The following is a 26,123-nucleotide window of genomic DNA, read 5'->3' as shown; positions in this document are numbered from 1 at the left end:
CCACGTACGCCAGCACGGCCTTGAGGTGCACCACCATGACCGACCCGCTCCCTCCCGAAGACCTTGACCGGGCCCCGTTCCAGCTGCCCGGCACGGACCGCGATCAGGCCCATCGGCTGGTGATGCGGGTGGTCGAGGCGTACAACGCCCGCCTCGTTGCCGCCCGCCGTTCCCCCGACCCAGAAACGGCAGACGTGTTGACCGCGTGGCGGGATTCCCGAGACCGCGCGGTCGAGGACGCTGACCGGCTGGCCGACGCGGATGCGGACGAGACCGCGCGGATCGCGATGGCCTATGCCGCCCGGCTCCATGAGCTGCAGGAGGACGGTCTCGCATAGCCGCGATCCCTCAACGCGCGGCTGCACGCCCCCTACTCTGACGGCCAGATCTTCCCGGACCTGAAGGGTGGCCGACGTGCCCGACCAGAACGCCCGCAATGAGGACGGCGGGAGCACTCCCCCCGCCGACGGCGCAGCCTTGAGCATGCTCAAGGGCGCCGCCGCCGTAGCTGCCATCGCGGCAGGCCTGCTCATCAAGGCCGCCGTGAAGCGGTCCGGCACCAGGGTTGCCGAACCCGACAGGTCGCCCGGCGCCCGCAACCTGACGCCTGAGGAGATCGAGTTCGACGCCATCGTGCGCGCCGTCGCCGAGAGCAGCTTCAAGGTCAGGAGCGTCGTCACGAACGGCTTCAACGTGGAGGCGCGGTTCCGGTCCAACTCCGGAAGGGGGACGTGGACCGCTTCCTTCGTTTTCGACCCAGAGACATGGACGTACGACTGTTGGGTTCCCTACGGCGCGAACGCGCCTCGGTTCTTCGGTAACGAGGTCAGTCGCCGGATGAGAGAAGCAGCGGCGGCCGACTAGCAGTCGGGCCCGGCCGCGGGGGCCATTGCTGGCCAGGGAAGGCGGGCATCGGCAGGTACTCGCGGTCGGCTCTGCTCTCCACCTGGCGGGCCTGCCACGCCGGAGGCATCAGGGCCTGCGCCTGGACGGTCAGGCCGTTCAGCTCGTCGCCCAGACGCGGCAGGCGCTGGTGCAGGGCCCGCTGGACGGCGTGGAAGCGTGCTGCCTCCTGCGCGGTGTAGGGGCGGCGGCGGGCTGCGGCCAGGGACCAGCAGGCCCAGTGGTCCGCTCCCAGTGCGCGGTGGTCGCCGTCGATCACGCGGACCGCCGTGATGGCCGGGTCGGCGGCCGCGGCCGCCACGATGTCAGCCCCGACGGTGCAGGCCCGCGCGTGTGCTGCGGGTGTGGGCAGTTCGGAGTGCACGTCGAGTTCCAGGGCCCTGGCGTAGTTGACGAGGGTGCGCTGGCGGCTGTCGGTGGGCCGGGCGGCGATGGCTGCGACCTCGATGCGGTAGCCAGCCCGGGCGAACCGGGCCGCGCTCACGATGAACTGGTCCACGTCCGCGAAGGCGGATTTGATCACCAGCTCGCCGCGCCACTCGCGTACGTACGCCTCGGCCTCGGTCTGCCACGCCTCGGTGTCTGGGCGGACCGCCTCCGGTGCGGTGCGGGGCTGGTCGATGACCAGCTGGAAGTAGTCGGGGTGTGAGCCTCTCAGCACGCCGGGGTCCAGCAGGACCGTGCCCGGCCTCATGGCCCGGCGCAGCATCCATCCGGCTTCCAGGGACCGTGCGCCGGGTTCGGCGACGAGGTAGACCACCAGCGGGTCCGGCCGGAAGACGGCCCGGCGCAGGAACGAGGGGGCGATCAGCTCGTCGAAGACCCAGGCGTGCTCGTCGGCGTTCAGCCGGTGGTAGCCGGTGCCGGGCGGGCCGGGAAGAGGGTGGGCGATACGGCGGACCGGCTCGGCGGCGGCGGCGGCCCGCTCGGCGTCCCGGGACACGGCAAGCCTGCGGTCCGCCGGCAGACGCTCGTCGTGGACGAGGACTTCCGCGCGTACGAGGTCGCGGCGGAAGACACGAGTCTGGGGGCCGTCCCAGGGGCGCAGCCGTTCGGCCTGCAGCACGGCGGCCGCGGCTTCCGGGCCGATCCACCCGTCGGCGGCCAGTTCGTTGTCGTAGAGCGGCACCAGTCCGCGGCGGACCACCATCACCCGGTCCACCAGCCGTTCCGCCTCGACCAGCGCCACGGTCTTTGGCAGGCCGGTCGTACAGGCGTCCTGGTTGTCCCAGGCGACGTAGCGGCCGTCCGGGCCGAAGAACCTCTGCAGGACGGCCAGCTGGCTGACTGCGTCCGCGACGGCCAGGACCACCAGCTCGATCCGGTATCCGGCCGCCCGGTAGACGGCGGACACTGCCCGGATCTCGGACGGATCCGCCAGTGCCAGTTCCAGCACCACGTCGAGGCGGGCCGAGCGCGCGTACGCCTCGACCTCGGCCTGCCAGCGCCTGGTGTCCGGGCGGACCCCTGTTCCGGCCGTCCGTACGTCCTGCTCCCGCAGTCGGGCGTACTTGCGGTGCGCACTCTTGTAGAGGTCGCTGCTGATCCGGACGGCGCCTCCGCGGGCGGACAGCGCGGTGTGCAGCAGTTCGGCGATCGTGGTCTTGCCGCTGCCGGGCTGACCGGCGACGACCACGAGTACGGGCTGGTCCTGCGGGACCGCGCCCGCCGTCCACTGGGGTAAGCACGCGGCGAGGATCTGCTGGTGCTCTGCCTCCCCGAGGGGCACGGCGGACACGGTGCCGGTGGTCACTGCTCCTTCCTTCCTGGTGCGGTTGTGCGGGTCGGGCGACTACAGCCAGCGGAACGCGTCGCGGACCTGTGAGGCCGCGTCGGAGAGGTTGTCGACGTGCAGGCGTCCGTCGAACTCGTACGGGTCCTCCAAGTCGTCCATCACGGCGGTGGAGGCGGCGGTGAGGACGTCGGCGAACGCGTCGTGCACCCCGGCCTGCTTGAGGGCCTCGACGACGACGTCGTGGTCGGTACCTTGGCGGATCGCGTCGGCGAGGAGCCGCAGGGCGGCGGCCGCGGCGGGGGCCAGGTCGGCCAGGCCCTCGTGAGCCTCGGCCTGTCGGGCCGGGGACTGGATGCCGGTGATGCGGGCGATCTCCTGCGACGGCTTCATGGTGGGTCTCCTTCTCCGGCCGGGCCGGGGTGGGCGGTTCAGCGGGCGGTGATGAGGGCGAGCGCGGCGGCCGCGGTGTCGTGGAGGGTCGTGAGGACCGGGACGCCGTGGCGCCGGGCGACGTAGATCAGGTACCGGTTGCGCTCGGGGTTGGGGCAGTCGGGCGGGCAGCCGAGGACCGCCCTGCCGGACGCGACGTCGAGGCCGAACTCCACGTTCGTCGTCATGCCGGGCAGGGTGCGCAGGTCGCGGGGGATCCAGAAGAGGATCGCGCTCGCGGCGGCGCGGGCGTCGGTCTCCCAGTCGACCTGGTGCTCGTAGCGGTCGGCGCGCTTGCCGTCGCGGGACTCGGGGGTCAGGACGGTCAGCGGCTGCTCGCCGGTCCACTGCGCGGCCAGGGCTTCTACGGCGGCGGGCCTCCAGGACGGGACCGGGGCGCTCTTGTCGGGGGTGGGGCCCGCGAGGAACACGGAGGGCCCGGCGGGGAGGGGTTCGCGGGCCATGACGACGTCGATGGCGTTCACCGGTGGTCTCCGTTCTCGGCGGTGGCGCGGGCGGCGTGCTGCGGGGTCCAGGGCAGGGGCAGGCCGTCGTCCTCCTGGCGGGGCACGACGTGAACGTGGAGGTGGAAGACGGACTGGGTGGCCTCGCGACCCTTGCTGGTGATCAGGTTCGCGGCGGGCTGCTCGGCCATCAGCTCGGCGGCGCGGCGGTACACCGCGGCGGTGACCTCCGGGTCGGTGCCGGCGTCGGCGGCGTGGACGCGCGGCATGACCATGACGTGGCCCTCGGTTACTCCGCCGGTGCGCGGGCGGATCGCGAGAGCGTCGGGCCATTCGCGGACGACGGCGGCCGGGGCGGTGCCGGCCGCGATGGAGCAGAAGACGCAGTTCTCCATTCCCATCCTTCGGGTTAGGGGTGTTAGGTCTAATGGGTCTTTTGCGGTGCTGCCGGGTGATCCCGACACCGGAAGAATGCCAACTCAAAGTTGGCATGTCAACGTGTGCTTGGCCAACAAATAATTGGCTAACGGGGATTGGGGACACGGGTGCGCCCCCGACCTGCGCGGATGGTCGGGGGCGTTGGGTCTAACAGGTCTAAAGCGGGGTGAGGTGCAGTGCCCTGTCCAGGGCCCGCAGCAGTTCCGGCTCCCATCCCGCGCGCGGGGCGTCGACGGCGAGCAGGCCCCCGGCACTGAGTGCGGTGAGCTGGACCTGATGCTCGACGCCCAGGCGCCAGGCCTCGCGCAGGACATGGCGAGCCTTGTCCCGGGCGGCCCGGCCGGTGGTCGCCGCCTCCCGGGCAACGGTGAGTGCGGCAAGTTGGCGGGCGGCCTTCTCCAGCCGGTCCATCAGCTCGGCGGCCTTCTCCGCATCTGGGGCGGGCGGCACCAGGTGGAGCTCGGGGGGCGCGACCCCGCGGCGCAGCTGCTCCATCCGTACCGGCAGCGGCGACCAGCCCGGCGTCCCGGCGAGGTCGATGTTCACCCGGGTCACCGTGGCTCCGTAGGCGCGGCCGGTGCCCCACGCCTGCAGGGCGGTGCCGGCGGGCCGGTACTCGGGCTCGGCGTTCTCGGCAACGACGCCGCCGTGGTTGCCGCGTACGGACACCCACAGCCAGTCGGCGCCCCCGGTGACATCACCCATCAGCATGCGGCGCACCAAGAGGTAGCGCTGGAGCGCAGCCCGGGTGGCCCGGCGCAGCGGGTAGACCTCGACGGACACCGGGCTGTCGGGGTGGGCGTTCTGCGGGTGGCGCCGGATGCGGACCTCGCCCAGGGCGGGGGAGAGGTCCTCCAGGCGCAGCGCGCACAGCTCTCCGACGCGGGCGCCGGTGTCCAGGACCACCGAGGCCATGGCGAGCATCCGCACCCAGCGGGGGTAGCCGTGTTCCATCAGGCCGCCCTCGACGCTCCAGCGGGTGCGGCGACCGACGTAGTCGGCCAGGGTCACCAGGCTCTCGCGCAGCTGCTCGCGCCGGGCCACGTCGACCGGCTCCTTACGGGGGAGCTCCTTGAGCTGGCGCAGGTAGTGGACCTCCAGGCCGAGCTCGCGCTGGAGCAGGGCCATCACCCCGGAGCGCACCATCGCCGTCGCCTCACTCGTCGGGCGCTTCTCGCCGCGGTCGCGGAGCTCGCCGTCGAGGGCCAGGCGCTCGTACGCCCGGAGCGACTCGAGGTCGAAGATGTCGGCGAGGTCGTCGCCCGTGCTGAGCGGGTGGCCGGGGTGCTGGAGGGCGCGGACCAGCTCGCGGGCGTGGGCCCGGATCTGCCGACGGCGGGCGTCGGAGGGCGCCGCTTCGCATACGGCGTCCACGGCTTCCTGCAGCTCGGGCACCTCGTCCAGGAGGTCGGGCTTCTTCGTCACGCCCCGCACGGTAGCCACGTCCGGACAGCCGCACACACGGAACCCTGGATTAGACCCATTAGAACCAATAGGCCCAACCGCCCCTGACATGGTCCGGCTGGAGAGGGTGGCGGCCTGCCGTGGGCCGCCAGTCCGGCGACTTCCTGATGCGCGACAGCCCGGCGCGGACAAGGGTGGGGAGATGTCGATCCCCAAGCTGGTGGTCTATGAGCCCGACGAGCGCGGCTGGAGGAAGGTCCGCTTCGACGGGCAGATCCTCGGTACGGCATACCGGGCCTCCGACATTCCGGAGCTGCTGAGGCAGGCCGGGATGGAGAACGCGGAAGATTTCGACCTCACGCCGGGCGAGTTCGTGGAGTGGCGTGGTGGCGGCCCGGAGACGTGGGCGGAGTCACCGCCCTGACCGCGCCCTGAAATGGCGAGGGCCCCACCGGCAGCGGTGGGGCCCTCGTGGTGCGCCGGCTACTTCGTGACTGGCGGGCCGCTCTTGAGGTTCTTGTTGCGGCGCTGCGGGAACGGAGCGCCGTTGTTGTACTCGCGCTCGTCCCGGCGCAGCTGCGCAAGCACGGCTGCCTCCACGTACGCGGACAGCGACACCGGCACGTCGGCGTCCTCGTCGTCGATCCGCTGGAGCGCGACCACGGCGTTGCGCAGCCGGTTCATGGTCTCCGGGCTGACGTAGGCCGGGATCTTCTCCTTCGTGCCCGGGCCGGACTTCTGCGCGCCCAGCTCCTTGCCGAGGAGGGTCCCCTGCCCGAAGGGCATTCCGTTGCTCATTCTGCAGCTCCCCGCGGCGCCACCAGCATGTGACCGAGCTGGTCGAAGTCACGCGTGGTGGTGGACCGCTTGTTGTACTCGCGGATGGACTGGTTCTCGTCGGGCGCGGTGGTGGCGTCCACCGACCTGCGGATGGGGCACACGAGCGCGTCCGGGTAGTGCGCGGCCATCTCGTTGCCGACCGAGCGGGAGATGATCGTCTTACCCCAGGCCGTGAGCACGGCGGCCCGCACCCTCACGTCGTACTCCTCCTGGGCGTCAGCGATCGTCCTGCGCAAGGGCTCGTTCGACTTCTTGTCCAGGCCGCTGAGCTGGCTGGGCACCAGGACCTCGCCGCCGATCGCCAGGGTGAACGTGCTGAGCTTCCCGACCTTCGGTGGGCAGTCGACGATGGTGATGTCGACTGGCGCCTCGCTCCGCTTGATCGCCCGGCGCAGTGTGCGCTCGCCGTTGACTGCCGGGTCGTACTCGACAACCGCGCAGTCCTCGTAGCTGGGCACGATGTAAAGGTTCTTGTACCGGGTGTAGTAGGTCGCCTCGTCCAGGCCGGCCTCGCCGTACATGACGTTCTTGAGCGTCAGCCGGTGCTTGGGGTCCAGGCCTTCGGGATAGACCGGCGCCAGCCACCCGGTCAGACCGGCGTCCTGCGGGTCGGCGTCGATGATGCGCACGGTGTAGCCCATCGCCGCCCAGGCACACGCGAGCTCCAGGGTGGTGGTCGTCTTTCCGGCGCCGCCCTTGCGGTTGAAGACGATGAAAACGCGGTGCTCGCCCGGGGCGATCGGGGACGGCCCGGTGAATGCGGCCGGGAGCAGGATGCGCGGGCGCAGCTTGTTGGCCGGCTCCGTCCACTCCCGTTCGAAGACGGTCGGCATGCGCAGCCGGTCCGGGATCTTCAACGGCTCCAGCGTTACCTGGACCATGGCTCGCTCCTCATTCGGGTCTCTCCCCGTCCACTCGTCACCGCCAGACCGTACCGCCTCCTCCCGTCCCGTACGCGGACCTGGCGGCGCTCCGTCTGATCGAGGAAAACCGCAGGCCAGCCTGGTGCCCCTAACAGGGTTGACCCCATTAGGTCCAACAGGGCCGGGACCCTGGTGCGTTGACCTGGGCGGACCACCCGGGACTCCGGTGAGACCCCCGCGCCCGCGCGCGCGTAGGACCGTCGCGTAAATCGCAAAATGCGTGACGCCGGAGACGCAAGCGACCAGGTGTACGTACGGTCCGCCCGCATGAGAAGAAGCACCCGACGCCCGGGCCGGCCCTCCCTGCTGACGCCGGAGCGAATCGACAGCATCGTCAAGGCCACCGCCGTGGGCGTCGCCACCTCGCTCGCCGCCGAGGGCGCCGGAGTTTCCCGGGCCACCCTCGCCCGGTGGATGGCCCGCGGCCGCGACGCCGCCCAGGCCCGCGAGGACGGGGAACCCGCGAACCGCGCCGACGATGTGTACGTCGAGCTGTACCGGCAGGTGAACTCCGCGCGGGCACAGATGGCTGCCCGGGCGCTCGCACGGGTTCTGCAGGCCGGTGCCGGGAGCCTGGTCCTGGAGGAACGCGTGCGCACCTACAACGACCCGGTCACCGGCCTGGACGTCGAGGAACGCCAGACCCGGTACCTGCGGCCGGACTGGCGGGCGGCGGCCTGGTGGCTGGCCCATGTGTTCCCCGAGCACTACGGCCCGAACGCCCAGAGCTGGGAGCAGGTCCTCGACGCGTACGACGCCGAACAGGCCGCCATCGAGCACTCCGCCGGCCCCAACGACCCGCACCTCGCCGAACTCGCCGAACGCCTCGCCGCCACCCTTGCCGCCCAGGACTCCGAACTACCCCCTCCCCTCCCGGCCGCTTCCCCTGATTCTCCCGGCCCTCTGCGACACCCGTCCGCGTGAGCAGCATGCGAGGAATCCAGCGAAAGCCCGGTGCGCTGGACTGCACCCGGGCCCTACCGTCGGCCCGAGGGCAGTTCGGCCCACCCGCACAACGAGGACGTAGCCGTGGACCAAGAGCAGTTGTTGCGCATCATCGACGGCATGACCGCGGCCACGGTCCGGCGCGCCCCACGGACACTCCAGCGAGTCGTACGCCGCCGCCAGATGTTCGAACGGCGGCTGCGTCGACACTGGGGCCGCAGCCTCGACCTCTGCCTGCTGACCTTCGCCCAGGCCGAGGAACTGGGATCGGAATTGAGCCGCCTCACCCCGACGCCCTGCGACATGGTCACCGCGGCCCTCATACAGCTGCACGCCCGCGCATGCCGGGCCGCCGACGAGGTGTACTGCCTCCTGTCGGCCGGCCACGGACAGGGGGCGATGAAGCCGGCCCGCCTGCTGTACGAGCTGGCCGCCGTCACGAGTGTCATCGGTGCGCACGGCCGGAGCCCGGGACATGAGGACCTCGTCGACCGGTACTACGCGTACGAGGACTACACGGGCTTCCGGGCCATGCAGACCTACCAGAAGTACGCCAGCGAGCTGGGAATGGAGCCTTACCCGGAAGAGGAGGTCGAAGAGGCGCGCCAGGCTTCGCAGGCGGCCTTGGACCGGTTCGGGCCCATCATCAAACAGCAGATCGGGTGGGCCGCAGGACCTCTCTCCAGCGTTGGTGCCCACGTCAACACCGAGGGCCTGGCCTCACTGGCAGGCCTCGCCCATCTCCACCCCTACTTCGAGTGGGCCTCCGCCGAAACCCACGCCGGCGCGCAGGGGATGCGGCTGAACCGGGCGGAGACTTGGCGCGGTCCCGTCCTGCAGACCGGCCCGAGCGTGGTGGGCCTCGTCGACCCGGCATATCTCGCCCTGCAGTTCATCTGCCACGTCACTCATGCCGTCATCGAGTACAGCCAGCCGAAGCCCGAGTCGGAGTTCTGGGTACACGTCGCCGTCATGCACAAGCTCCAGATCAGAGCACATGCCGCTCTGGAGGCCGCTCACCGCAAGACCCGGGATCTTCCGCTCATCGGGTAAGAGAGCGTTCTCGCGCTACATGTAGCCGAGCGTCGAGCAGGCCGCAGATCTGGAGAAACTGGCACGGCTGTCCCCGACGCCCCCTTGGCGCTCGCGCTGCTCCCGGGGTGCGGGCTTCCGCGTACGGTGATCCAGACATGAGCGCCGGCCATGAGGCATCGACGGGGCGCCAGCCCGGTAGCGGGTGAGGCGCCCCCGTCGACTAGATCAGTGGTGGGTGTTCCACCACAGGACCGCCGCAGAGACAAGCAGGGCTCCGAGAGAGGTTGCGGCCCCCTTCACGAGGCCTTCGGCAGCCGTATCGACCAGCCGTCGGGCTGCTCCCGGACTGTCAGACCTTGGCTCCGGGTCGTGCTTGCGCATACGGTCGTCGTTGGTGTGGATGGCTTCTCCTTCGGTCGAATCGTCCATGCATTCGTGAAGACGGCTCCCTGTTGGCGCAGGGGGCCGTCGCCGTTTCCGGTGACGGCCGAGTGCCGCGGATGGCACGCTACTGAACCACTAGTCGTCGCAGGACATCACGGGACATGGAAGGGGAGGCGATGCCCGCACACTGGAAGCCAGTTGATCCCAGTTCAGGCGAGTTGTCGGAGTTCGCCGAGCGGCTACGGGACGCGGTCAGCAGCAACGGATACGCCGTACGGGAGATCACCAAGTGGCATGGCATTTCGCGATCCACCGTGTACGCCGTGCTGGCGGGCGAACGGCTACCCAGCCAGCGGCTGCTTGAGCAGATCCTCATGCACCAGGCACCGAGAAGGAGCGCCCGCTCCGCCGACCCCAACTGGCTCTTCGCGAGACAGAGAAAGTTGGAGAAGGCGCGCAGGAGCCGTTCGCAGCCTCCGAGGCCTCCTGTTCAGCTGGGACCTGTCCCCGAGCAGGAGCGTTTCGCAGAGGCGTTGAACACCTGGGTGAAGAACTACCGCTCCCACTTCATGTACTGGTGGCCGGAGGGCACACAGCCAGGCGAGGGAGTTTCAGCGGGATGGCTTCAGCGTTTCCTCGACGGCAGGGCGATCCCCTCTGAGTCGGGCCTGGGAGCACTTCTGCCGCGAGAGTGCCCCCACGACATGGATCGGCGGCTATGGAACAGCTGTGTCAGCGACCATGAGCAGCTGCAGAGGCTGGCCCTGGACGCCCGAAGAAGTCGGCGTACCGCCCGGGAGGTCATGCGCATCCTGCAGGGCGGTCGCTGATCAGTGACCCCCGGCAGCCTCGAGATCCCGCGTGGCTGTTGCGGCCGCCCTCTCGTCGTGTTCGCGGAGCATCCGCATGATGGTGGGCGGGGAAGGGTGCTGCCCCTTCTTCGCTCCGGTGGTGATGACGAGCCGGGGCGCCATGTCGCGCAGGCTCACGCCTTCGGCCCGCATCTGGAGCGCCATGGTGAGCATGTCGGAGTTGGTGACCGTGGGCCCGCCGATGGTCTTGCCGCGGTTGCGGGCGGACTCGTGGCCCTCCAGGGTGCGGTCGCGGATGTATTCGCGTTCCATGCCGGACAGCGCGGCCAGCACGTTGAAGACGACGCCTGAGGGGTCGTGGGAGCCCTGGAGCTCACCGGTGAGGAATTGGAGGCCGACATCGGCGGCCTTGAGGTCCTGGGCGAGCGTGACCAGTTCGATGCCGCGCCCGAGTCGCTTGTGCTCGTGGACGACGAGGGTGACCCGGGCTCCGGAGGTGCGCAGCTCGCGGGCGAGGGCGACGGCCTTCTCCAGTTCGGGCCGCTGGGCGACGCGGGTGGAGATCTTCTCGGAGAACACACGGGTGATGCCCTCGGCGGCGAGGGAGTCGAGCTGTGTGTCCAGGGACTGGCGCGCGGTAGAAGCCCGGGCGTAGCCGATGCGGATGTGCCCGACCGGCTCGACGCCGGCGGCGGCCGGGCGGGGGAGCTCCACCCAGACCGCTCCGGGCTTCCGCACGGCGGGCGTCGGCACGTTCAGGGCTTTGGCGAGCGCGGGCACGAGCCGGAAGCGGGCGGTGTGGTACTGGATCGCCACCTTCCCCTTGGTCGTGCGGCACGGGGAGCCGGCCGGGGCGGCGCAGCTGGACATGGGGCAGTCGTGCGTCTCAACGCGCTGGAAGTCACTCACCCCGCCAGTGTTTCATGTGTACGTTTCAAGAGTCCAGTATTTTGAAACGACACATGAAACAACAAATGCCCAGCGTAGACCTGTTGGGGCCGGGCGTTTCATAAGGGACCACCTATGAAACACCTGGGGCCCACCCGATTCACCAACGGCCTGACGCCCCGCCCTTGATCCGGCAAGCTGCTCGTGGGGAGAACATTTCGAGAGACGGCGTAACGACAATGCTCTCCCCTGCCCTGATACAGGGCGTCCTCTCTGAGTTCGTCGGCAGCCTGGGTGCCGCCTTGACCATCTCTGCTGTCGCCTGGACGGTGCGGAAGGCGCGCGCTCGCAGGCGTCGCGAGCCGGACGCTCCTGCCGAGGACCACTCATGAAACAGGCCGCGCACTCGCGGGCCGGCCACCGGCACGTGGCCCCGAGTTGGTACGCCGTGCAGACGTTAGGTGGCGCTCATGCCTGGCGGCGACGAGGTGTGGCTGCGCATGTCCACCGACCGATCCAGCGTCGCCGTGTGGACCATCCAGCAGTGGCTGGACTTCACCGGGGAGCTGCCCGGGGCGACGCCTCCCGACTGAACCACTCGGAGCAGGCGGCTACGGCTGGACGCTCGGACCACCCTCGCCCTGTCCGCGATTCTCGGATGCCGCCCGGACAGCCCGCCACCAGCGGCCCGGACAGCCATCCCCCAGGGCGACAGCCACCCGGGCCGTGCCGGTTCGCCAGCAATCCCCCTTCCCCTCGCACTCCCCACCCCCACCTACCCTCCAGCCATCCAGCGCCGACCTCGGCTTCGCCAGGAACAACCCTGCGCAGGAATCTCCCCCTCGCCCCTGTCGCCGAAGGCTTTCGCCGCCTCAAGGGCCGGAGGGCAGCGCGCCCTTCACGGGCGTGTTGCCCGCAGGCCGAGGGAGAGACTGCGATGGAGTGGATGGACACCGTGCGCGAGCTGGCGGGGGACCCGCTGGTGCGCCTGCTGGTGGGGGAGGGCGTCCGCGGGATCGCCCGGCGTGTGCGGCGCGGGCCCAAGGCGACGGCCGCGCACAGTGAGGCGGGGCCGGCCAACGCGGCCGGGGCCACCGAGAGAACGGAGACGCCGATGATGGCGGTCACTGACGGCACGACTGGCAAGCAGCTCGCCGAGGACCTGCTGCGGGGCGTGGGCAACGAGGGAATGCGGGCGGCCACCCGGCTGCTCGGTGCGCACCAGGACGGCTTCTGGCTGCGGCGCCTGCTGGAGGAGGAGACGGAGCTTTCGGCGGCCGCCGACAAGCCGGTCATCGACCGCAGCGGTTCGCACCCCTCGGTGGACTGGGACATGATCGGACTGCTGATGATCTCCCGGCCCGGGGCGCTGAAGTGCTCCAGTAGCGAGATGGCCGTGCTGGAGATCGCCGCGTCGCTGGTGTCCCGCTGCGCGGTGCAGCTCGGCGAGGTCGTCCGGGTCGTCAACGAGAAGGAGCTCCGGCTGATCCTGCGAGCGCTGGAGGAGACCGCGTACGGCGACGGACGCTGACAACGGCAACCGCCCGGCTATCGGGGTGGCAACGGCCGTGAGCTGTGCGTTATCCACTCCGTAGCCACGCGCCGCGGGCGGCGTGCTGGGCTGCCCGGCGGGCGACGGCCGGGTCCACGGAGGTGAACGGCCGCAAGCTGAGCTGCCTGCCGGTGCCCGGGCGGGGTTCGCCCTGCGGGAGCAGGCCGAGCTCCTGGGCGACGCCGTCGGCCCACCGTCCGTCCGGGCCCGGGCTGCCCTGCAGCTGGCGGACGACCGGCTCGGTGGCCATGTAGAGGACCCGGCGCTGTGCCTGCCGGTAGGCCCGCAGGATCGTCCGGATCGCGGTGGGGGACTTCGCGGTGAGTTCCACTTCGACGGCGATTGGGAACCTCGGGGTGGGCTCGACGACGAGCAGGTCCGGCCAGTGCACGGCGTGGGCGCCGACGGGCACGGCCAGCGTCTCCCCGCGTCGAGCATCGGCGGGTACCCCGGGTACCCCATGTACCCCGGGTACCCCAAGGGCTTCCAGGAGTTCCACCGCGCGGCCGGGGACGGCTTCGACCGCGTGCACTTCCCGCTCGGAGAGCACGCTGTACCCGTTGGCCTCCAGCCCGATCCCGGCGTCCGCGACGGCCAGGCGGTGGAGCAGCCGCTCGCCCGGCGGCCGCGGAGCACTCAGGCCAGTGTCGGCGATCCGGGCACCGCGCTCGGTGGGCCACAAGACGGTCCGCGCCCAGCGCACGTCCGCGTTCCGGTGCAGCAGCCCGGCCTCGACCATGAGCCTCACCCGTCGCCGCGCGGCCTCTATCCGTCCGCCCCAGCACGCGTACGCGGCCTGGTGGAGCGTCAGCGTGCTGTACCGGGTCGCCAGCCGGAGCAGCTGCTCGTCCTCCTCGGTGCGCTGCCACCCGTCGCCGCGGGCCTCGCCCGTCCCCTGCGTCCGCCGCCGGCGCTCCGCCCGCTCCCGATAGACCCCCGTCGTACCCATCTCCACCTGTCCCTCTCCCTGTAGTTGGCTCGCGGCCGTGTGCATCGCCACGGCGCGAAAGGGAGCCTGACCTGCGAAGCGGACACCGGCGGCAACCGGTGTTGTCCGCCGCCGGGCGGAGGACCCGGCGGAGGAGCGGACGGAGGAGCGGGAGTCTCACATTCGGTCGAGACCCAGCATCCGGTTCACGGCCTGCTTGATGGTGAGGACACCTTGCTCACGCTGCGGAGGGACTGCGGGCGCGGGAGTGGAAGGGACCTCGACGGCAAGGACCTCGACGCGCTGGCCGGGGGCTGCCTGGGCGGCGATACGGCTGCGTTCTCGCTCGGAGGCGGCAAAGAGGACGAGCGGGGCCAAGCGGTTGCGCAGGGCGGGAACGCGGCTGGCCACTGGGCAGATGACCGCGTACGGCTTGCCGCGCACGTACACGGGCACGCCCATGGCGAATTCGGGGATGCCGTCGCGGGCAACGTTGGGGTAGGCGCCGGCCTCGTGGTAGACGAACTCCACCACCGGCTTGACCAAAGCCTTCTGGCGCTGGAGCAGGGCCTCGATCGCCGCCAGGTGCTCCTGCTCGGCGGCTTCCCGTGCCTTTCGCTGCCGCTGCTGGACGGCGAACAGGCGGTCTATGATCTGCTCGCGCCGGGCCGTCGCCTGGACCTGCTCCTCCTCAAGCTCGAAGTACGAGCGGGTCACCCATCGCCATTTGCCGTCGTCTCCCCATCCCTTGGCCCGCAGGCGGTGCGGGCGGGTGGTGTTCGCGCAGATGGCGGCGATGAAGCGGTCCAAGGGGAAGGGTTCGACGGTCGGCCATTTGCCGTGGCCGCCGCAGGGCAGGGGCCCGTCGATCCCCGGGCCGCAGTCCTCGCACTCACACAGGCCGCAGTCGGCTCGGTCCTCACACCACTCGGGAACGAAGCGGGCGGCGCCGGCGGTGATCTGGACGGGGCCGCCGTCGTCCGGCCGCGCGATCTGGACGGAGGGAACGTTGTCGAGCCAGGGAGCGGTCTTGCGGTCGGTGAACCAGCACACCTCGACGTCGGCCGCACGGTACCGGTCGGTGCGGGCCTCGATGTCGGTGACCGAGATGGCCGACATCTGTGCCTCCAGGGCAACGCGGCGGCTGCCGTCCGGAGAAGTGGCCATCACGTCCGCGCGCCAGGAGCCGTCCGGGGCGGCGACCTCGTACTCGGCGGTCCAGCCGGTCGCGCGGACGTGATGGGCGAAATCGAGTTTGAGGAGGTGGTGGGCCATGCCCTCGCCCGCGAGCCGCGCCTCGCAGTGGGGCGCGTTGTTGGCATGCCGCAGAAACCAGAGGTCGTACGAGCCGTGGGTCTTGTGGACCAGGTGAAGACGCCACTCGCACTCGTAGCAGGTCAGCGGCGCGGGCAACTTGGTCTTGTAGATGCTGCTTCGGTCCTGGCCGCATCCGAGGTCAGCCTGGGTAGCGTCGATGCGCCCCCACTCTCCGTGGACCCCGACGAACACCATCGCTTTCTCCTTCGTCCCGTGGCGGAGCCGTGTCAGCGGCGGACGATATGGGCCTCGTCTGACATGGCATCCCCCGGACGGAGCAGCGCGCTACGCCATTCGCGGTATTGGTTTCGCCCTCCGTGGGGGCGGGGCCAGTCTCTTGTTGACGGGGGCGGGGAGCGGTCAGCGGCGGGTGCTCTGGCCTCAGTCAGACCTGTTGGTTCTAACGGGTCTGACTCAGCTGGGCCAGGTGCTCGCGCACGGGGTCGGCCAGCTCGGCGTAGAAGTCGACGCGGTCCTGGGCCTGGAGTACCTGGGCGCACACGGTCAGCAGGCCGGCACGGGCCTCGGGCCGGTCCAGGACGGGGGCCAGTTCGGCCCGGACGCGGGCGGCCGCCCCGGGGGACAGCAGCGCGTACACGTACAGGGTGGCCGCGTCGTAGCCGTACGGGGCGCGGCCCCATCCTTCCCAGTCCAGGATGTGCGGGCCGCGGGTGATGTTGCCGTAGTGGAGGTCTCCGTGAGCGGTGGCCCAGGTGACGTCGTCGACCTGGTGGCCGGTGAACTCGGGGATGACGCGGCGCAGGTACTCCTCGCGTACGGCCTCGCGGTCCGTCGGTGGTGGGACGTCGGCGAGGGCGTCCAGGGCGGCGACCATCTCCTTCCACCACGTCTCGGGCAGGCCCGGGTCCTCGTCGAGGACGGGGCGTGGGGAGACGATCGGGTCGGGTGCGAAGGCGTACAGCTCGGCCCGGTAGGCGTAGCCCTCGGTGGTCCAGTCCCGGATGCGGAACAGGTCGGGGCGCGGCACCGACGCGGGGAGAGCGCGGGAGGTGGACGGGCCGTTCCACAGCTTGCCGCCCTCAGTGCCGGCCTCGGCGCAAACCACGCGCAGCCAGTGCGGGCCCGCGGCCGCCGACAGGGTCCGACCCCGGTACCCCCACACCCGGCGGCCGGTGGCACGCAGGCCGAACTGGTCGGCGGCGTGCTGCTGGGCGGCCAGCATCCGGTCGACGGTGGCGGGGGCGGGGGCCTCGAACATGGCGGGTCCTACCTGTGGGAGACGGCTGCCGCGTCCTTGGATACCAGCTCGGTGGCGAGCGCCGCGACCTGTTCCACGGTGAGACCGGAGCGCCCGGCCAAGTCCCCGAAGGTGAGCCGGGCGCCGGACACCAGGGCCTCCAGCGCGGGGCGGACGGACGGGTGGAGCTCCCATTCGTGTCCGGCGGCGCGCAGCACGACGGCCCCGTCGGCTCCCTCCAGCGCGGCCCGGGCGGTGGTGAGGGTCAGGACCAGGCCGGAGTCGGCGGGGACGTCGCCGATGTACGGGAGGGATGGGGCAGGGCGGCCGGGGTCGCGGGCGTCCAGCGAGGCGGCGAACTCCGAGACGATGTGGGGATGGAGGGCCTCGGACACCTCCTTGCGCAGCTGCTCGGCGTACGCGGTGCGCTCGGCGGGGCCGGCCACGGTCGGCACGCCTGCCCGCAGGGTGGGGGAGTGGAGAAGCTGTCCGGCGAGCCACACCAGGAGGTGGTGGCCGGTCGCCGGGGTCAGACCGCACGTCAGGTGCAGGGAGCGGCCCTCGGTGGCGGCCACCGCGTGCCACCAGCCCCGCGGCAGGTACAGCATGTCCCCGGCCTGCAGGACCACTTCGGCGAGTGGCGGCCCGTCGGGCTTGGCGGGGGCTTCGACGTCCAGGCGGAGTGGGTCCGTGCGGGTCGCCCCGTACAGGTTCCAGCGCTTCGCCCCTTCGAGCTGCACGACCACGACGTCATGGTCATCCCAGTGGACGCCGAAGGCCTCGGTGGGATGCCAGGACGCGTACAGGTTGGCCTGGACGTCGGTGCGGAAGTGCCTCTCCAGCGCCTCGGCCAGGGCCTGGACGCCGGGGTGCAGCTTGTCGACCGCGTCCAGCACCAGGGAGGCGCCGTCGGCGATCTGCCGGTGCAGGCCAGAGGGTTCGACCCGGTGGCGGACCTCGGAGCGCTTGGTGACCGAGGTGTGCAGGTACTCGTACGGCGGGATCTGCTCCCCGTTGTTGAACAGGCGCAGGCGCGGGGCGTCCAGGCGGTGGCGTGCCACCAGGTCGTTGAGGTCGTCCCACGTGAACAGGCCGCGCAGCCCTGCGGCGGCCTGTGACCAGTGCTGGAAGGAGCGGCCGAAAGCCCCGGCGAGGAAGTCCCCGCCGAGGCTACGGACCGCCGCGTCAATCGCGGTGGTCATGGTCGGCGGCCGTTAGTCGTTGCCGTCGCCCTTGCCGGTGCCCCCGCCGTCGGGGGTCCGGGTCGCGGCTCCCTTGATGGAGCGGCTGGAGAGGATCAGGTTCATGACGTACTCCTTCTCTGTGTCGGATGGAGCGCTGGACGGCGCCCGCCGCCCCCAGGCAAGGCGGGCGCCCAGTGCAGGACCGGCCGGAAGGGGGAGCCCCTGGAGGCGTTGTCCCGGCCGGTTCCGTTCGACCATTGAAGTCCCGGGGAACACCCCAAGGGAGGGCCGCACTGGGGGGCCGATTACCGCTGCGGGGTGCCGTGTTGGGGGGCCAGGATGGTCTTTCGACACCCAGACAGGGGAGGCCCCAGCATGGTGAGCCCGGACGGAATCGGCGAACTGCTGCGCACCATCAGGGAGCGGGCGGACCGGACCCGCGAGCAGCAGGCCAAGCGCATGACCGACGCCGGCCTCGTGTGCACGGTCGAGAACCTCAAGAGGTGGGAGACCGAGAAGCGGTTACCGACTCCGGTCTGGCGCTCGGCGATCCGCACCGTCTACGGCCTGACCGACGAGCAGCTGGACCAGGCCCTGGACAACACCCGGCGCCACCGCAGGCAGCGCAGGAAGGAGAGCGACGACATGAAGCGACGCAAGCTGTTTACCCTCGCGGCGGCCACGGGGTTCGCCGTACTGCCCGGTATCGCACAAGCCCGGGAGGGAATCGACACCGGCCTGGACGCCGACGGCGCCGGGGACCTTGCCTACCTCGAGGGCGCCTTCGAGCGGCACCGCGGCGGCTACAACGGGCGGGCGCCCGACGCGGTCCTGGGCGAGATGCGCGAGGACCTGGCGCTCCTCGCCGCCGTCCTTCGCCGGCCCCACCCCGCGCGGGACCGCACCGACCTGGCGCGCACGGCCGCCGGAATCTCCGGCCTGGTGGCGATCGTCCAACACGACCGGGGTGACCAAGCCGACGCGCACCGCTGGTTCGCCACCGCGGCGAAAGCCGCCCGCGAAGCCGGAGACCGGCGGATGACGGCCTGGGTTCTCGGCCGTCACGCCATGGTCGGCCTGAACTACGGCGCCCCAGGGCAGGCCGCCCGCATCGCCGCCCAAGCCCGCCGCGAGGCCGGCGCCCGCCCCTCCGGCGCGGCCGCGCTGGCAGCCGCCGTCAACGCCCGCGCCCTGGCCGCCGTCGGCGACCTCCCCGGCGCCCGCCGGGCGGTGGACGACGTCCGCACCCTGGCCGAACAGCTGGACGGACCCGAGGCGGCAGACACCTGGTTCGGGTACCCGGCCCAGAAGCACCACGTGCACCTGTCCCAGGCGTACACGCTGCTCGGAGATACCCGCGCGGCGTACCGGGCGCAGGACGACGCCTTGACCCTCACCACGTCCCCGTCGGTGATGACGCGCGCGCTGATCGCCATGGACACCGCCGCATGCCTGCGGGTCGACGGAGATCCGGGCGCGGCCGCCGCGATGGCCGCCGCCGTCTACGACCGGCTCCCGGCCGCGTACCGCAGCGGCCTGGTGCATTCCCGCGCCCAGCTGCTCCACCGGCACCTCGACGGCGCTCCACGCCAGCTGCTCGGCGACGCCCTCGCCTGATCGACCCATTGGGTCCGAAAGGTCCAATTAGTCAGGCTCGTCAGCGTACGGGAAGCCGGGCTCCTGCCTTCCTGCACGCGGGGGCTTTCTGAACGCTCCTTCTGGACGCCCGAGATGCACAGCCGGAGTGCTCGCGGGCGTGTGGGCGGGGGTGTGCGGAAACGGATCGATGCATGGACACGGCCCAGCCCACTCAGTCCTCGATCAGGGCAGTGAAGGCGGCGGTAGCGGTCGGGGGCTCGTTGGGTTTTTGACTTCCACCTCGATCACTTTGAGACGCTTTTCCCTGTTGGTGCGGTCCCAGTTTCCTTGGCGATTGTAGAGGGCGAGGTCGCCGGGGCTGTTGGGCTGGAATGTGTCTTTCAGGCCCTCCTGGAATGCCTTCTTGATCGGTTCAGCTAGCCAGGACTCTTCGTAGGTCTCGGCGCCTTTTACGAACAGGGCGCCGATCGCCGTAGTGACGGCTGCACTTAGCGCGGTGACGAGGGTCTTGGCCTCGTCGGTCCAGCTATCCTTCGTCTGCAGGTAGACCTCGACGAGGATGATCCCAGCGGCACCTGCCGCAGCTAGAGAGCCGGGCAGGAGGATCTTCCACTCCATTAGCCGCATGGCCTGTCGCGGGTTGATGGGGACCCGGCCGCGCCCGGAGCGGAACAGTGCCCATCCAGCGAGGCATCCGAGCACAGCCAGGACGGCGGGAAGCCACCAAGCTACGTAGAACCACAGGCAGGCCATACCGGCCCCGGCGAGAGCCACGCACAGGACCGCGAGTGCTGCCACGGCAGGTCTCTACTTGCCGATGGGCTGGGTGCAGTGGCTGGGGTCGTGGCCGCAGCAGTAGCGCAGCCCCTCGTCGTCATAGACAGGGAACAACGGCTCGAAAGGCCGGCCTCGACGGCATTCTCCGTTGCTGTCCTCCAGAAAAACAGCTAGCCCACGAGTTACCAGTTGAGCATCGAACGATCCTTGCCTCAGCTGGGACGCCACCAACTGCCTGACTTCCCGAACCCTGGTTCCCTGCCTGCCGCGAGACTTCTTGGCGAGACCGGCGAGAGCCAGGGTATTGCGCCTCTGATTAGCCATTCGCTACTCCCGGGGCATATGCAGGCCAGATTCAAGAGCAGGCTGGCACGGTGCCATGTCACCTGCACGACGGCGAGGGCCGGACGGGTGCAAGCCAGCGGTCCGCGCTGGCTTCGCGTACAGGAACGGCGCCATAGCCCACCACCTATGCGACGTTGCCCTGTCGGGGGTCGCGCACGGGCGGGCGCGGATTCGGTCGCGGCTTGCCGTCGCCCTTCGTGATCTCTTTGATCACGCCTTTGACGCCATCCCAGATTGCTCCGGCAAGCACGCCCCCCGCGATACCTCCACCTCCACCGGAGGTGCCTCCAAGACGATCCGTCCAGGCGTGGCGCAGAGGCTCTACGTCTGCGCCCAGTACCACGAGGCGCAGGTCGCTTCCGGGGGGAAGGGTTTCAAGGGGCTTCATCGTTCCAGGGAGCAGTCCAGCCTTTCTGAGCTGGACAAGCCATGCCTCGTCCGGAAGCAAGTCGGGGTCCGGGTAGTAGCAGCCTCCCGCGCCAAGCGTCAAGACCACGTTGTGGTCGAGTGAATACGCGTGCTGTGGAGAATCGGTTTTGCTGTCCATACAACCAGGTTGGTTCTTGATCACCCGATTCGCACGTTTTGACGCCTAGAGGTGATCAACCATAGCTTCCGACGACCCCTCACCGGAGGGGCGCACCCTCCATGATTGAGGTCCAGGTGCAGGCGTGTGAAGCGCATCAGAACCCTGCCCGCGGTGCCGTCGGGGAGGCTGCGAGACTTCGGCGGTGAGCACCCTGCGCCGCCCGCTCGGGCACGGACCGGATCCCGTCGTCGAGGACCAGGAGCCGCGTGTGGCGCGGGGCCGTACCGCTGCGGAGCGGGCCGCCGAGGACACCGAGCCACTCCAGCCGCGAACCGCAGGCGGTACGACCGCCCGCCGGACGCTGGGGGCCGGCCCCCGGACCTGAGATCCGGCCGAGAGCCGACCTGGGCGATCACCGCAGCCTGGGCCCCTTCTGAGCCTGCTGCTGTGTCGGGGCCGCGCTGGCGGCCGGGACGTGCTGCTGCTGGACGACCTTCGGCTTCGGCTGTGGCTGGGTGGCGCGGGCCTTGACCTCGGTCTCGTGCAGCTTCGGGTACTTCTCCGCGATGTCCCGGCGCTGCTTCTGTTCACCGGCGGCGAGTGCGGCGTAACCCCGCGCGTCGGCAGCCTTCTTCGCCTGTGTGCGGGCCGTCTTGCTCAGGTCGGCCAGCTTGTTCTCGTCCAGCTCGTCCTTGCGGTGCCCCTGCTGCGACAGGGCGGCCCGCATCTCGGCGAACTTCTCGGCGATCTCGTGCAGCTCCTTCGGAGCGAAGCGGCCGACGGCGAAGGCCTCGGCGTACTCGCTGTCGCGGACGGTCTCCCACGCCTTGGCCTTGGCCTTCTCGCTGGCCCGCTTGGCGCGCATGGCCTCGTCCTCCCCGGCGATGGCCTCGCCGAGGACGTGCTCGTGCACTCCCTTGACCTCCTTCTTGCTGGTGAAGGCCAGGCGCAGGCTCAGCCGCGTTGCCTTCAGGCGCTTCTCAATCTCCGGAAGGATCTCGCGGGCACCCTTGGCTTGCTTCTCGGCTGCGGCGCGGGCCTCGGCCTCCTTCACCGCTGTCGTGAGGTGGCCGACGGCGGTGTCGAGGACAGCGCCGGCCTCTTGCGCCCACTTGGTGCCGCGGCTGGTGCCTTGAGCCTTCTCCTGCTCCATCTGCTCGTGCAGGACGCGGAACGCCTCCGCGGCCTTGGCTGCCCTCTCCTCGGCCTCCTCGGCGCCGTCGAGGAAATCGCCGATGGCCTTCTGCAGGGCGGTGTCGCTGTATGTGCCGTACGGGCGCATCTCCCATCGCGGGACGGTCCGCATGTCGCTGTCCAGCCTGAGCTGGTCCAGCTGCGCGCGCTGCTCGTCGCTCATCTCGGGGAGTTCGGCGGTCTGCCCCTGGGGGTCCCCGGCGACGTCGCCGGGGACGTCGGGGATGCCGGGGCCGGGGGCGCGGGCGGGCTGGGGGTCCGGCTCGGGGGCGAGGCCGGTGTCGACGAGCGGCGTGCGCAGCTGGGCTTGCCGCTCGGCCTCGCGCCAACGGGCCTGGGCTACGGACGGGGATACCGCCCGTGCGGCGCGCGCGGAGACGCGCCGGGGTGGCGGTCCGGGTGCCTGCTCGGGGATCTCGACGTGCTCGGCCTGCCGGGGTGCCGCCGCGACGGGCTCGGCTGGGGCCCGCAGTTCGTGGCTGATCAGCCCGTCCGGCTTCGACTGGTTCAGGAAGTGGGCGAACGCGGTGATGGCGCGGTGCAGCTGCTCGGTCTCGGAACGGGCCTTGCCGAGCTGGGCCCGGGTGGTCTCGTTCTCGATCGCGGCCAGGGGCAGCCACAGGTGGTTCGCCTTCTTCGCCCGGGTGATTCCCGGGTACGTCGCGAATGCGTTGGCCCCGTGGCCGTAGAGGAGCGAGGTGTGACAGGTCAGCCCCTGCGACGCGGCGACGGTCATCGCGTAGCCGAGGGAGAGCTTGCCCTCGCCGATGTCGGCCGGCTTCATCCACGCCGACTCGGTCCGCACCGTGCCGTCGGGGTTGCGGTCCTTGGTGCGCCAGGTGATCTCGACGTGCCGGTCCTCGCGGATGGCGGTGACCACGGCCCGGTAGCCATTGAGGACGTCGGGCCCCTGCCCGCGCCGGGAGCGGTAGTCGTTGGCGCGGACGCGGACAAGGTCGCCCTCGGCGAGGGAGATCTCGCCCCCGCCGGGCAGCGCGTACCGGTGGAAGTCGCCGAGCTCGTCGGCCTCGCGGCGGATCTGCTGGGCGCCCAGATTCAACGCGTTCACGTCGACGTTGCGGGCCGCCAGGACGACAAGATTCTCCAGCAGATCCTGCTCGTCCGGCCACGCCCGGCGCAGCTCGTCCCAGGCGGTGAGCATCTCGGAGCGGGCCTCGTCGGCCGTCTCGACCGCGTGGACCCGGCCGCCGGCGGCGAGCATCTCCAGCGCCTTCTGGTGGTCGCCGGTGCGCCACACCTCCAGCGCGGAACGTTCGGCCTCGTTCTCCTGGCGCCGGTTCTCGGTGAGGATCTCGCCGTCGACCAGACGGTGGACCTCGGCGAACCAGCCGCCGATCGCGACGGCCTGGAGCTGCTTGGGGTCGCCGATCGCGACCAGCTTGGTGCCGGTCCGTACGGCCTCGGTCATCAGCTTCGCCGCGGACCGGTCATCGGTCATCACCGCCTCGTCCAGGACGAGCACGTCGATCCCGGTCAGCCCGCGGCCGGTCTCGATCTGCTGGATCCACGACTTCACGGTCCTCGAGGGGATCGCGGAGGCATCCTGCAGGCCCTTGGCGCCGACCGCCGAGAGGCAGGCGCCCGCGTACGTGGTGCCGGTGGCGTCCCACGCGATCCGGCAGGCGTCCATCAGCGTGGACTTGCCGGCGCCCGCGGTGCCGATGACGGCGTCGATGCCGTGGCCCGCCGTCAGCAGCCGGGTCACCACCTGCCGCTGTTCCTCGGACAACGGGAACCCGGCGGCGATCTCGAAGATGCCGAGAGCGGCCTCGGCCTGGTGGAGGGTGAGGACCGCGCTGCGGTCGCCGTAGCGGGCCCGGGCCTGGGCGACGGCGACGTCCTCGGCGTCCAGGACGTCCTGGGTCGTGTACCGGTCGGTGGCCGACATGAGGGTGGAGCCGATGTGCGGCAGGCCCACCGCGTAGCCCTCGACGCGCAGCACGTCGTCGGTCAGGCGGTCGAGGTCGCGGAGGTCCGCGCCGATCCCGTACGGCAGCGCGTTGGCGACGGCGGCCAGGAGCTCGGCGCGGTCGAACGCCTTCCTCGACGCGGTCACCCCGGTCTCCGGGTCGAAGACGATCGCCGCGATGTCCGCCGGCGGCGGGATGCGCGGCCCGCCTCCGGCCGGATCGATGCCGATGCCGCCGTCCGGTCCGGGCGGTCCCGGCGCGGCCGCGGCCAGCATCGCCTCGACGTCCACCCCCATCGCCTCGGCCCGCTCCCGCCACGACTCCCGCATCTCCGCCGAGCCGGTCGCGTGTTTGGCTCGCCGCGTGTCCGCCGATGCCCGCGCCATCTCCTCCCGGCTGGCCCCCTCCCCGGCGATCTCGACAACCTTCTTCGCCCGCCGGGAGTACGCGTCCCGCACCTCGGCGGGGATGCCCGCGACCTCCCACGCTCCGGTCCGCTCCGCCTGCTCCCGCCGCACCCCGAACTTCTCGTACGTGAGGGCACGCAGCCGGGCTTTGAAGAACCCGTCGATCGCGCTCGCGTGCCGGTGCATGTCCTTGCCCCGGGCGGCGATGGAACGCCACACGCCGTCCTCGCAGAGCCCCAGATTGGCGATGCTGATGTGCAGGTGCAGGTGCGGGTCCCCCGGGGTGCCGTCACCAACCGGGCGCGCACTGCGGTGCTCGGTGGACCACGCCAGCAGACCGCCGGTCGCCAGGCGGACCATCTCGCCGTCCTCCCCGCCGACCGAGTACCCGATCCACTTCTCGTACAGGGCGATGGCGTCGCGGCTGGCCTCGTGGACCAGGTCCCGGTACGCCTGCTCCGCATCGTCGGGCAGCAACCCGGCGAGCACGCTGTCGGACTTGGAAATGTCCAGGACGAGGTCGAAGCCGCGCGTGCGGGAGTCGACACGCTCGTCCTGGTACTTGCGCACCTTCGCCAGCTCCGCCTCGGTGAAGACGTCCGCGAGGTCGACGCCGGCGGCCCGCGCGAGCTTGCCGAGGGTGGCGACCTGGAGCCGGTGCCCCTCGCCGAACCGGTGGACCATCCGCTGCTGCTGCGCCAGGAGCCGCTGCTGCTTGGGCTTGCCCGCGAGGAGCTCGGCAGGCTCGACGCCCTTCTCGGCGGCGGCGGCCTCGATGGCCGCGGTCACCCTGGCCACCGTGAGCTTCGACTCCGGGTGCGACCTGGAGGAGTTCCTCGACTTGAACAACCGGGCCCCCGTCAGCGGGTGGCACCCGTTCATCAAGTTGCGCGCCGCCCGCTTGCCGTCCTCGTCGAGAACCTGCCCGGCGGTCAGCCCCACGGCGTCCAGACCCGAGCCCATCCACACCAGAGGGGTCTCCCCCTCCTGTTGCGTACGGTAGTCGACCACCTTGTCGACGCCCTCGACCAGTTCGGTCTGCTCCGCGACCACCAGGTCGCAGCCAGCCCGCTGCTTGAGCCGGTACTCGACCTGCTCATCCGTCGCGATCTTCGTCAGCCATGCCAAGCGGAATCCCCCCTCTTACTTTGCCGTTGACCGGCGCCGCCGCAGCTCCCCCCGAAGGGGGGAACTGCCTTTGTCCATCACCCGTTTTTGATCATCACCCAACCAACCCCCACCCACCTCCACCAACCAACCAACCCAACACCCCAACCAACCCCCCATTCCACCCCTCCAACCCCCAGCCAACCAGCATCGATCCACGGTAGACCCACATCCCCGGTTGACGAAAAGACAGCCCATCCGACGGCCAGATCAGCCCCTGGAGCCCGCCCGGCGGGACACTCCACCAACCGGCCGACCATCACACTGTGTGGTCTTGAGCCTCGGCCACAGAAGGTGCGCCCACCCGATGCCAGCGGCCGAAGACCGGCCCGCAGGGCGCTACTCCGCACCACCCCCGGTCCCAGCCACTGTGCTCGCTGTGACGGCGCTCGAGCCGGGTCTGCCGACGGCTGCGGTCGGACAGGTCTGTCAGCGGGTCTGCCAGCAGGCCTGACGGCGCCCCCGAGCGGCGTCCGCGATTCGCGGACGGAATCGGCGGCCGGTCGCGGACCGCGATCAGCGGGCGGGCGACTCCGGCGGGGCCGACGGGCATCGAGCCGGACCACGATCGGCGCCGGGGCACGGGCGGCAGTGATGCCCGCGCCGCTCTCCAGTGCGCCGACGCGGAGGCGCCGGGCGGGGTACCGCACGTGCCAGACGGCGCCCTTCCGATACCTCCGGGCCGCGGTCCCCGCGCGCTCAAGGCCACCCGCGCTCTGCTCGTTCATGGCGTCCTGCGGGGACCGTGACGCGCACGCTCTTTGCGTTTGCTTTACCCGTTGGTCCGAGCGGTTT

25 protein-coding genes are annotated in these 26,123 nt (G+C 70.8%); 10 read left to right on the top strand and 15 right to left on the bottom strand.

The features are described from left to right. Nucleotides 1-35 precede the first annotated feature (35 nt). Both ACFWUZ_RS32125 and ACFWUZ_RS32120 read left to right on the top strand, forming a co-directional pair. Nucleotides 36-338, top strand: a complete 303-nt coding sequence (locus tag ACFWUZ_RS32125; RefSeq protein ID WP_384380898.1) for a hypothetical protein — start codon at nucleotides 36-38, stop codon at nucleotides 336-338. A 76-nt stretch (nucleotides 339-414) separates the two neighbouring features. Next, nucleotides 415-864 carry a hypothetical protein gene (locus tag ACFWUZ_RS32120; protein WP_384380895.1) on the top strand — a complete coding sequence of 150 codons (450 nt, stop codon included), beginning with the start codon at nucleotides 415-417 and terminating at the stop codon, nucleotides 862-864. On the opposite strand, the gene ACFWUZ_RS32115 is transcribed toward ACFWUZ_RS32120, so the two are convergent. The 5 genes from ACFWUZ_RS32115 to ACFWUZ_RS32095 form a co-directional block, all read right to left on the bottom strand. Then, nucleotides 827-2,656 carry a zeta toxin family protein gene (locus tag ACFWUZ_RS32115; protein WP_384380892.1) on the bottom strand — a complete coding sequence of 610 codons (1,830 nt, stop codon included), beginning with the start codon at nucleotides 2,654-2,656 and terminating at the stop codon, nucleotides 827-829. The two genes, ACFWUZ_RS32120 and ACFWUZ_RS32115, sit on opposite strands and share 38 nt — an antisense overlap. Before the next feature lie 39 nt (nucleotides 2,657-2,695). After that, nucleotides 2,696-3,028 carry a hypothetical protein gene (locus tag ACFWUZ_RS32110; RefSeq protein WP_384380889.1) on the bottom strand — a complete coding sequence of 111 codons (333 nt, stop codon included), beginning with the start codon at nucleotides 3,026-3,028 and terminating at the stop codon, nucleotides 2,696-2,698. 38 nt (nucleotides 3,029-3,066) lie between these two features. Next, nucleotides 3,067-3,531 carry a nucleoside 2-deoxyribosyltransferase domain-containing protein gene (locus ACFWUZ_RS32105; RefSeq protein ID WP_384380908.1) on the bottom strand — a complete coding sequence of 155 codons (465 nt, stop codon included), beginning with the start codon at nucleotides 3,529-3,531 and terminating at the stop codon, nucleotides 3,067-3,069. 17 nt (nucleotides 3,532-3,548) lie between these two features. Then, nucleotides 3,549-3,926, bottom strand: coding sequence for an HIT family protein (locus ACFWUZ_RS32100; protein ID WP_384380886.1), 378 nt, complete (start codon nucleotides 3,924-3,926; stop codon nucleotides 3,549-3,551). Nucleotides 3,927-4,125: 199 nt separating this feature from the next. Then, nucleotides 4,126-5,394 carry a hypothetical protein gene (locus ACFWUZ_RS32095; RefSeq protein ID WP_384380883.1) on the bottom strand — a complete coding sequence of 423 codons (1,269 nt, stop codon included), beginning with the start codon at nucleotides 5,392-5,394 and terminating at the stop codon, nucleotides 4,126-4,128. 181 nt (nucleotides 5,395-5,575) lie between these two features. Here ACFWUZ_RS32095 and ACFWUZ_RS32090 point away from each other — a divergent pair, with 181 nt between their 5' ends. Next, nucleotides 5,576-5,797, top strand: a complete 222-nt coding sequence (locus tag ACFWUZ_RS32090) for a hypothetical protein (protein ID WP_384380880.1) — start codon at nucleotides 5,576-5,578, stop codon at nucleotides 5,795-5,797. 59 nt (nucleotides 5,798-5,856) lie between these two features. Here the strand turns inward: ACFWUZ_RS32090 and ACFWUZ_RS32085 are convergent, their stop codons facing one another. Both ACFWUZ_RS32085 and ACFWUZ_RS32080 read right to left on the bottom strand, forming a co-directional pair. Beyond that, complete coding sequence (locus ACFWUZ_RS32085) at nucleotides 5,857-6,171, bottom strand: hypothetical protein (protein WP_362060692.1); 315 nt, start codon at nucleotides 6,169-6,171, stop codon at nucleotides 5,857-5,859. Then, nucleotides 6,168-7,094 (bottom strand): ParA family protein, encoded by a 927-nt coding sequence (locus ACFWUZ_RS32080; RefSeq protein WP_384380877.1) that lies wholly within the window; start codon nucleotides 7,092-7,094, stop codon nucleotides 6,168-6,170. The genes ACFWUZ_RS32085 and ACFWUZ_RS32080 overlap by 4 nt, the downstream gene beginning before the upstream one ends. A gap of 309 nt (nucleotides 7,095-7,403) precedes the next feature. Here ACFWUZ_RS32080 and ACFWUZ_RS32075 point away from each other — a divergent pair, with 309 nt between their 5' ends. The 3 genes from ACFWUZ_RS32075 to ACFWUZ_RS32065 all read left to right on the top strand — a co-directional run bounded on the left by ACFWUZ_RS32075 (nucleotide 7,404) and on the right by ACFWUZ_RS32065 (nucleotide 10,330). Continuing rightward, nucleotides 7,404-8,060 carry a hypothetical protein gene (locus ACFWUZ_RS32075; RefSeq protein WP_384380874.1) on the top strand — a complete coding sequence of 219 codons (657 nt, stop codon included), beginning with the start codon at nucleotides 7,404-7,406 and terminating at the stop codon, nucleotides 8,058-8,060. A gap of 105 nt (nucleotides 8,061-8,165) precedes the next feature. After that, the gene (locus ACFWUZ_RS32070; protein WP_384380871.1) at nucleotides 8,166-9,134 is read left to right on the top strand and encodes a DUF5677 domain-containing protein; all 969 of its coding nucleotides are present in this window, start codon (nucleotides 8,166-8,168) and stop codon (nucleotides 9,132-9,134) included. 527 nt (nucleotides 9,135-9,661) lie between these two features. Then, entirely contained in the window at nucleotides 9,662-10,330 is a 669-nt protein-coding gene (locus tag ACFWUZ_RS32065; RefSeq protein WP_384380868.1) for a hypothetical protein, read from the top strand. Here the strand turns inward: ACFWUZ_RS32065 and ACFWUZ_RS32060 are convergent, their stop codons facing one another. Beyond that, entirely contained in the window at nucleotides 10,331-11,221 is an 891-nt protein-coding gene (locus ACFWUZ_RS32060) for a recombinase family protein (protein WP_384380865.1), read from the bottom strand. Between the two features lie 449 nt (nucleotides 11,222-11,670). On the opposite strand from ACFWUZ_RS32060, the gene ACFWUZ_RS32055 reads away from it, so the two are divergent. Further along, on the top strand, nucleotides 11,671-11,793 hold the full coding sequence (locus ACFWUZ_RS32055) for a hypothetical protein (protein WP_384380862.1): 123 nt from the start codon (nucleotides 11,671-11,673) through the stop codon (nucleotides 11,791-11,793). A 344-nt stretch (nucleotides 11,794-12,137) separates the two neighbouring features. Beyond that, entirely contained in the window at nucleotides 12,138-12,731 is a 594-nt protein-coding gene (locus ACFWUZ_RS32050; protein ID WP_384380859.1) for a hypothetical protein, read from the top strand. A gap of 49 nt (nucleotides 12,732-12,780) precedes the next feature. On the opposite strand, the gene ACFWUZ_RS32045 is transcribed toward ACFWUZ_RS32050, so the two are convergent. From ACFWUZ_RS32045 to ACFWUZ_RS32030, 4 genes are all read right to left on the bottom strand, one after another. Then, nucleotides 12,781-13,707 (bottom strand): hypothetical protein, encoded by a 927-nt coding sequence (locus tag ACFWUZ_RS32045; protein ID WP_384380857.1) that lies wholly within the window; start codon nucleotides 13,705-13,707, stop codon nucleotides 12,781-12,783. A gap of 150 nt (nucleotides 13,708-13,857) precedes the next feature. Further along, on the bottom strand, nucleotides 13,858-15,192 hold the full coding sequence (locus ACFWUZ_RS32040; protein WP_384380854.1) for a competence protein CoiA family protein: 1,335 nt from the start codon (nucleotides 15,190-15,192) through the stop codon (nucleotides 13,858-13,860). A 205-nt stretch (nucleotides 15,193-15,397) separates the two neighbouring features. Further along, nucleotides 15,398-16,216: a hypothetical protein gene (locus ACFWUZ_RS32035; RefSeq protein WP_384380851.1), complete on the bottom strand. Its 819-nt coding sequence runs from the start codon at nucleotides 16,214-16,216 to the stop codon at nucleotides 15,398-15,400. A gap of 8 nt (nucleotides 16,217-16,224) precedes the next feature. Continuing rightward, a complete protein-coding gene (locus ACFWUZ_RS32030; protein WP_384380848.1) occupies nucleotides 16,225-17,397 on the bottom strand; it encodes a cupin domain-containing protein in 1,173 nt (390 codons plus the stop codon). A 357-nt stretch (nucleotides 17,398-17,754) separates the two neighbouring features. On the opposite strand from ACFWUZ_RS32030, the gene ACFWUZ_RS32025 reads away from it, so the two are divergent. Next, nucleotides 17,755-18,996: a transcriptional regulator gene (locus tag ACFWUZ_RS32025; protein ID WP_384380845.1), complete on the top strand. Its 1,242-nt coding sequence runs from the start codon at nucleotides 17,755-17,757 to the stop codon at nucleotides 18,994-18,996. A 204-nt stretch (nucleotides 18,997-19,200) separates the two neighbouring features. Here the strand turns inward: ACFWUZ_RS32025 and ACFWUZ_RS32020 are convergent, their stop codons facing one another. Together ACFWUZ_RS32020 and ACFWUZ_RS32015 are read right to left on the bottom strand one after the other, a co-directional pair. Beyond that, nucleotides 19,201-19,776, bottom strand: a complete 576-nt coding sequence (locus ACFWUZ_RS32020; RefSeq protein ID WP_384380842.1) for a hypothetical protein — start codon at nucleotides 19,774-19,776, stop codon at nucleotides 19,201-19,203. Between the two features lie 448 nt (nucleotides 19,777-20,224). Next, the gene (locus tag ACFWUZ_RS32015; protein ID WP_384380839.1) at nucleotides 20,225-20,647 is read right to left on the bottom strand and encodes a hypothetical protein; all 423 of its coding nucleotides are present in this window, start codon (nucleotides 20,645-20,647) and stop codon (nucleotides 20,225-20,227) included. Nucleotides 20,648-20,831: 184 nt separating this feature from the next. On the opposite strand from ACFWUZ_RS32015, the gene ACFWUZ_RS32010 reads away from it, so the two are divergent. After that, nucleotides 20,832-21,014, top strand: coding sequence for a hypothetical protein (locus ACFWUZ_RS32010; protein WP_384380836.1), 183 nt, complete (start codon nucleotides 20,832-20,834; stop codon nucleotides 21,012-21,014). A 27-nt stretch (nucleotides 21,015-21,041) separates the two neighbouring features. On the opposite strand, the gene mobF is transcribed toward ACFWUZ_RS32010, so the two are convergent. Further along, nucleotides 21,042-25,289, bottom strand: a complete 4,248-nt coding sequence (gene mobF, locus ACFWUZ_RS32005; protein ID WP_384380833.1) for a MobF family relaxase — start codon at nucleotides 25,287-25,289, stop codon at nucleotides 21,042-21,044. Nucleotides 25,290-26,123 lie beyond the last annotated feature (834 nt).

Source organism: Streptomyces sp. NPDC058646 (assembly GCF_042716875.1).
GTDB lineage: Bacteria > Actinomycetota > Actinomycetes > Streptomycetales > Streptomycetaceae > Streptomyces.
Note: the sequence above shows the minus strand (reverse complement) of the source record. Positions and strands in the feature narration are given on the sequence as shown.

Bases quoted from the DNA above. Each gene is read 5' to 3' on its own strand.
- ACFWUZ_RS32015 (WP_384380839.1), bottom strand. From the start codon at position 20,647: ATGGACAGCAAAACCGATTCTCCACAGCACGCGTATTCACTCGACCAC.
- ACFWUZ_RS32090 (WP_384380880.1), top strand. From the start codon at position 5,576: ATGTCGATCCCCAAGCTGGTGGTCTATGAGCCCGACGAGCGCGGCTGG.
- ACFWUZ_RS32030 (WP_384380848.1), bottom strand. From the start codon at position 17,397: ATGACCACCGCGATTGACGCGGCGGTCCGTAGCCTCGGCGGGGACTTC.
- ACFWUZ_RS32040 (WP_384380854.1), bottom strand. From the start codon at position 15,192: ATGGTGTTCGTCGGGGTCCACGGAGAGTGGGGGCGCATCGACGCTACC.
- ACFWUZ_RS32025 (WP_384380845.1), top strand. From the start codon at position 17,755: ATGGTGAGCCCGGACGGAATCGGCGAACTGCTGCGCACCATCAGGGAG.
- ACFWUZ_RS32085 (WP_362060692.1), bottom strand. From the start codon at position 6,171: ATGAGCAACGGAATGCCCTTCGGGCAGGGGACCCTCCTCGGCAAGGAG.
- ACFWUZ_RS32100 (WP_384380886.1), bottom strand. From the start codon at position 3,926: ATGGAGAACTGCGTCTTCTGCTCCATCGCGGCCGGCACCGCCCCGGCC.
- ACFWUZ_RS32035 (WP_384380851.1), bottom strand. From the start codon at position 16,216: ATGTTCGAGGCCCCCGCCCCCGCCACCGTCGACCGGATGCTGGCCGCC.
- ACFWUZ_RS32110 (WP_384380889.1), bottom strand. From the start codon at position 3,028: ATGAAGCCGTCGCAGGAGATCGCCCGCATCACCGGCATCCAGTCCCCG.
- ACFWUZ_RS32075 (WP_384380874.1), top strand. From the start codon at position 7,404: ATGAGAAGAAGCACCCGACGCCCGGGCCGGCCCTCCCTGCTGACGCCG.
- ACFWUZ_RS32105 (WP_384380908.1), bottom strand. From the start codon at position 3,531: ATGGCCCGCGAACCCCTCCCCGCCGGGCCCTCCGTGTTCCTCGCGGGC.
- ACFWUZ_RS32065 (WP_384380868.1), top strand. From the start codon at position 9,662: ATGGAAGGGGAGGCGATGCCCGCACACTGGAAGCCAGTTGATCCCAGT.
- ACFWUZ_RS32125 (WP_384380898.1), top strand. From the start codon at position 36: ATGACCGACCCGCTCCCTCCCGAAGACCTTGACCGGGCCCCGTTCCAG.
- ACFWUZ_RS32055 (WP_384380862.1), top strand. From the start codon at position 11,671: ATGCCTGGCGGCGACGAGGTGTGGCTGCGCATGTCCACCGACCGATCC.
- ACFWUZ_RS32080 (WP_384380877.1), bottom strand. From the start codon at position 7,094: ATGGTCCAGGTAACGCTGGAGCCGTTGAAGATCCCGGACCGGCTGCGC.
- ACFWUZ_RS32050 (WP_384380859.1), top strand. From the start codon at position 12,138: ATGGAGTGGATGGACACCGTGCGCGAGCTGGCGGGGGACCCGCTGGTG.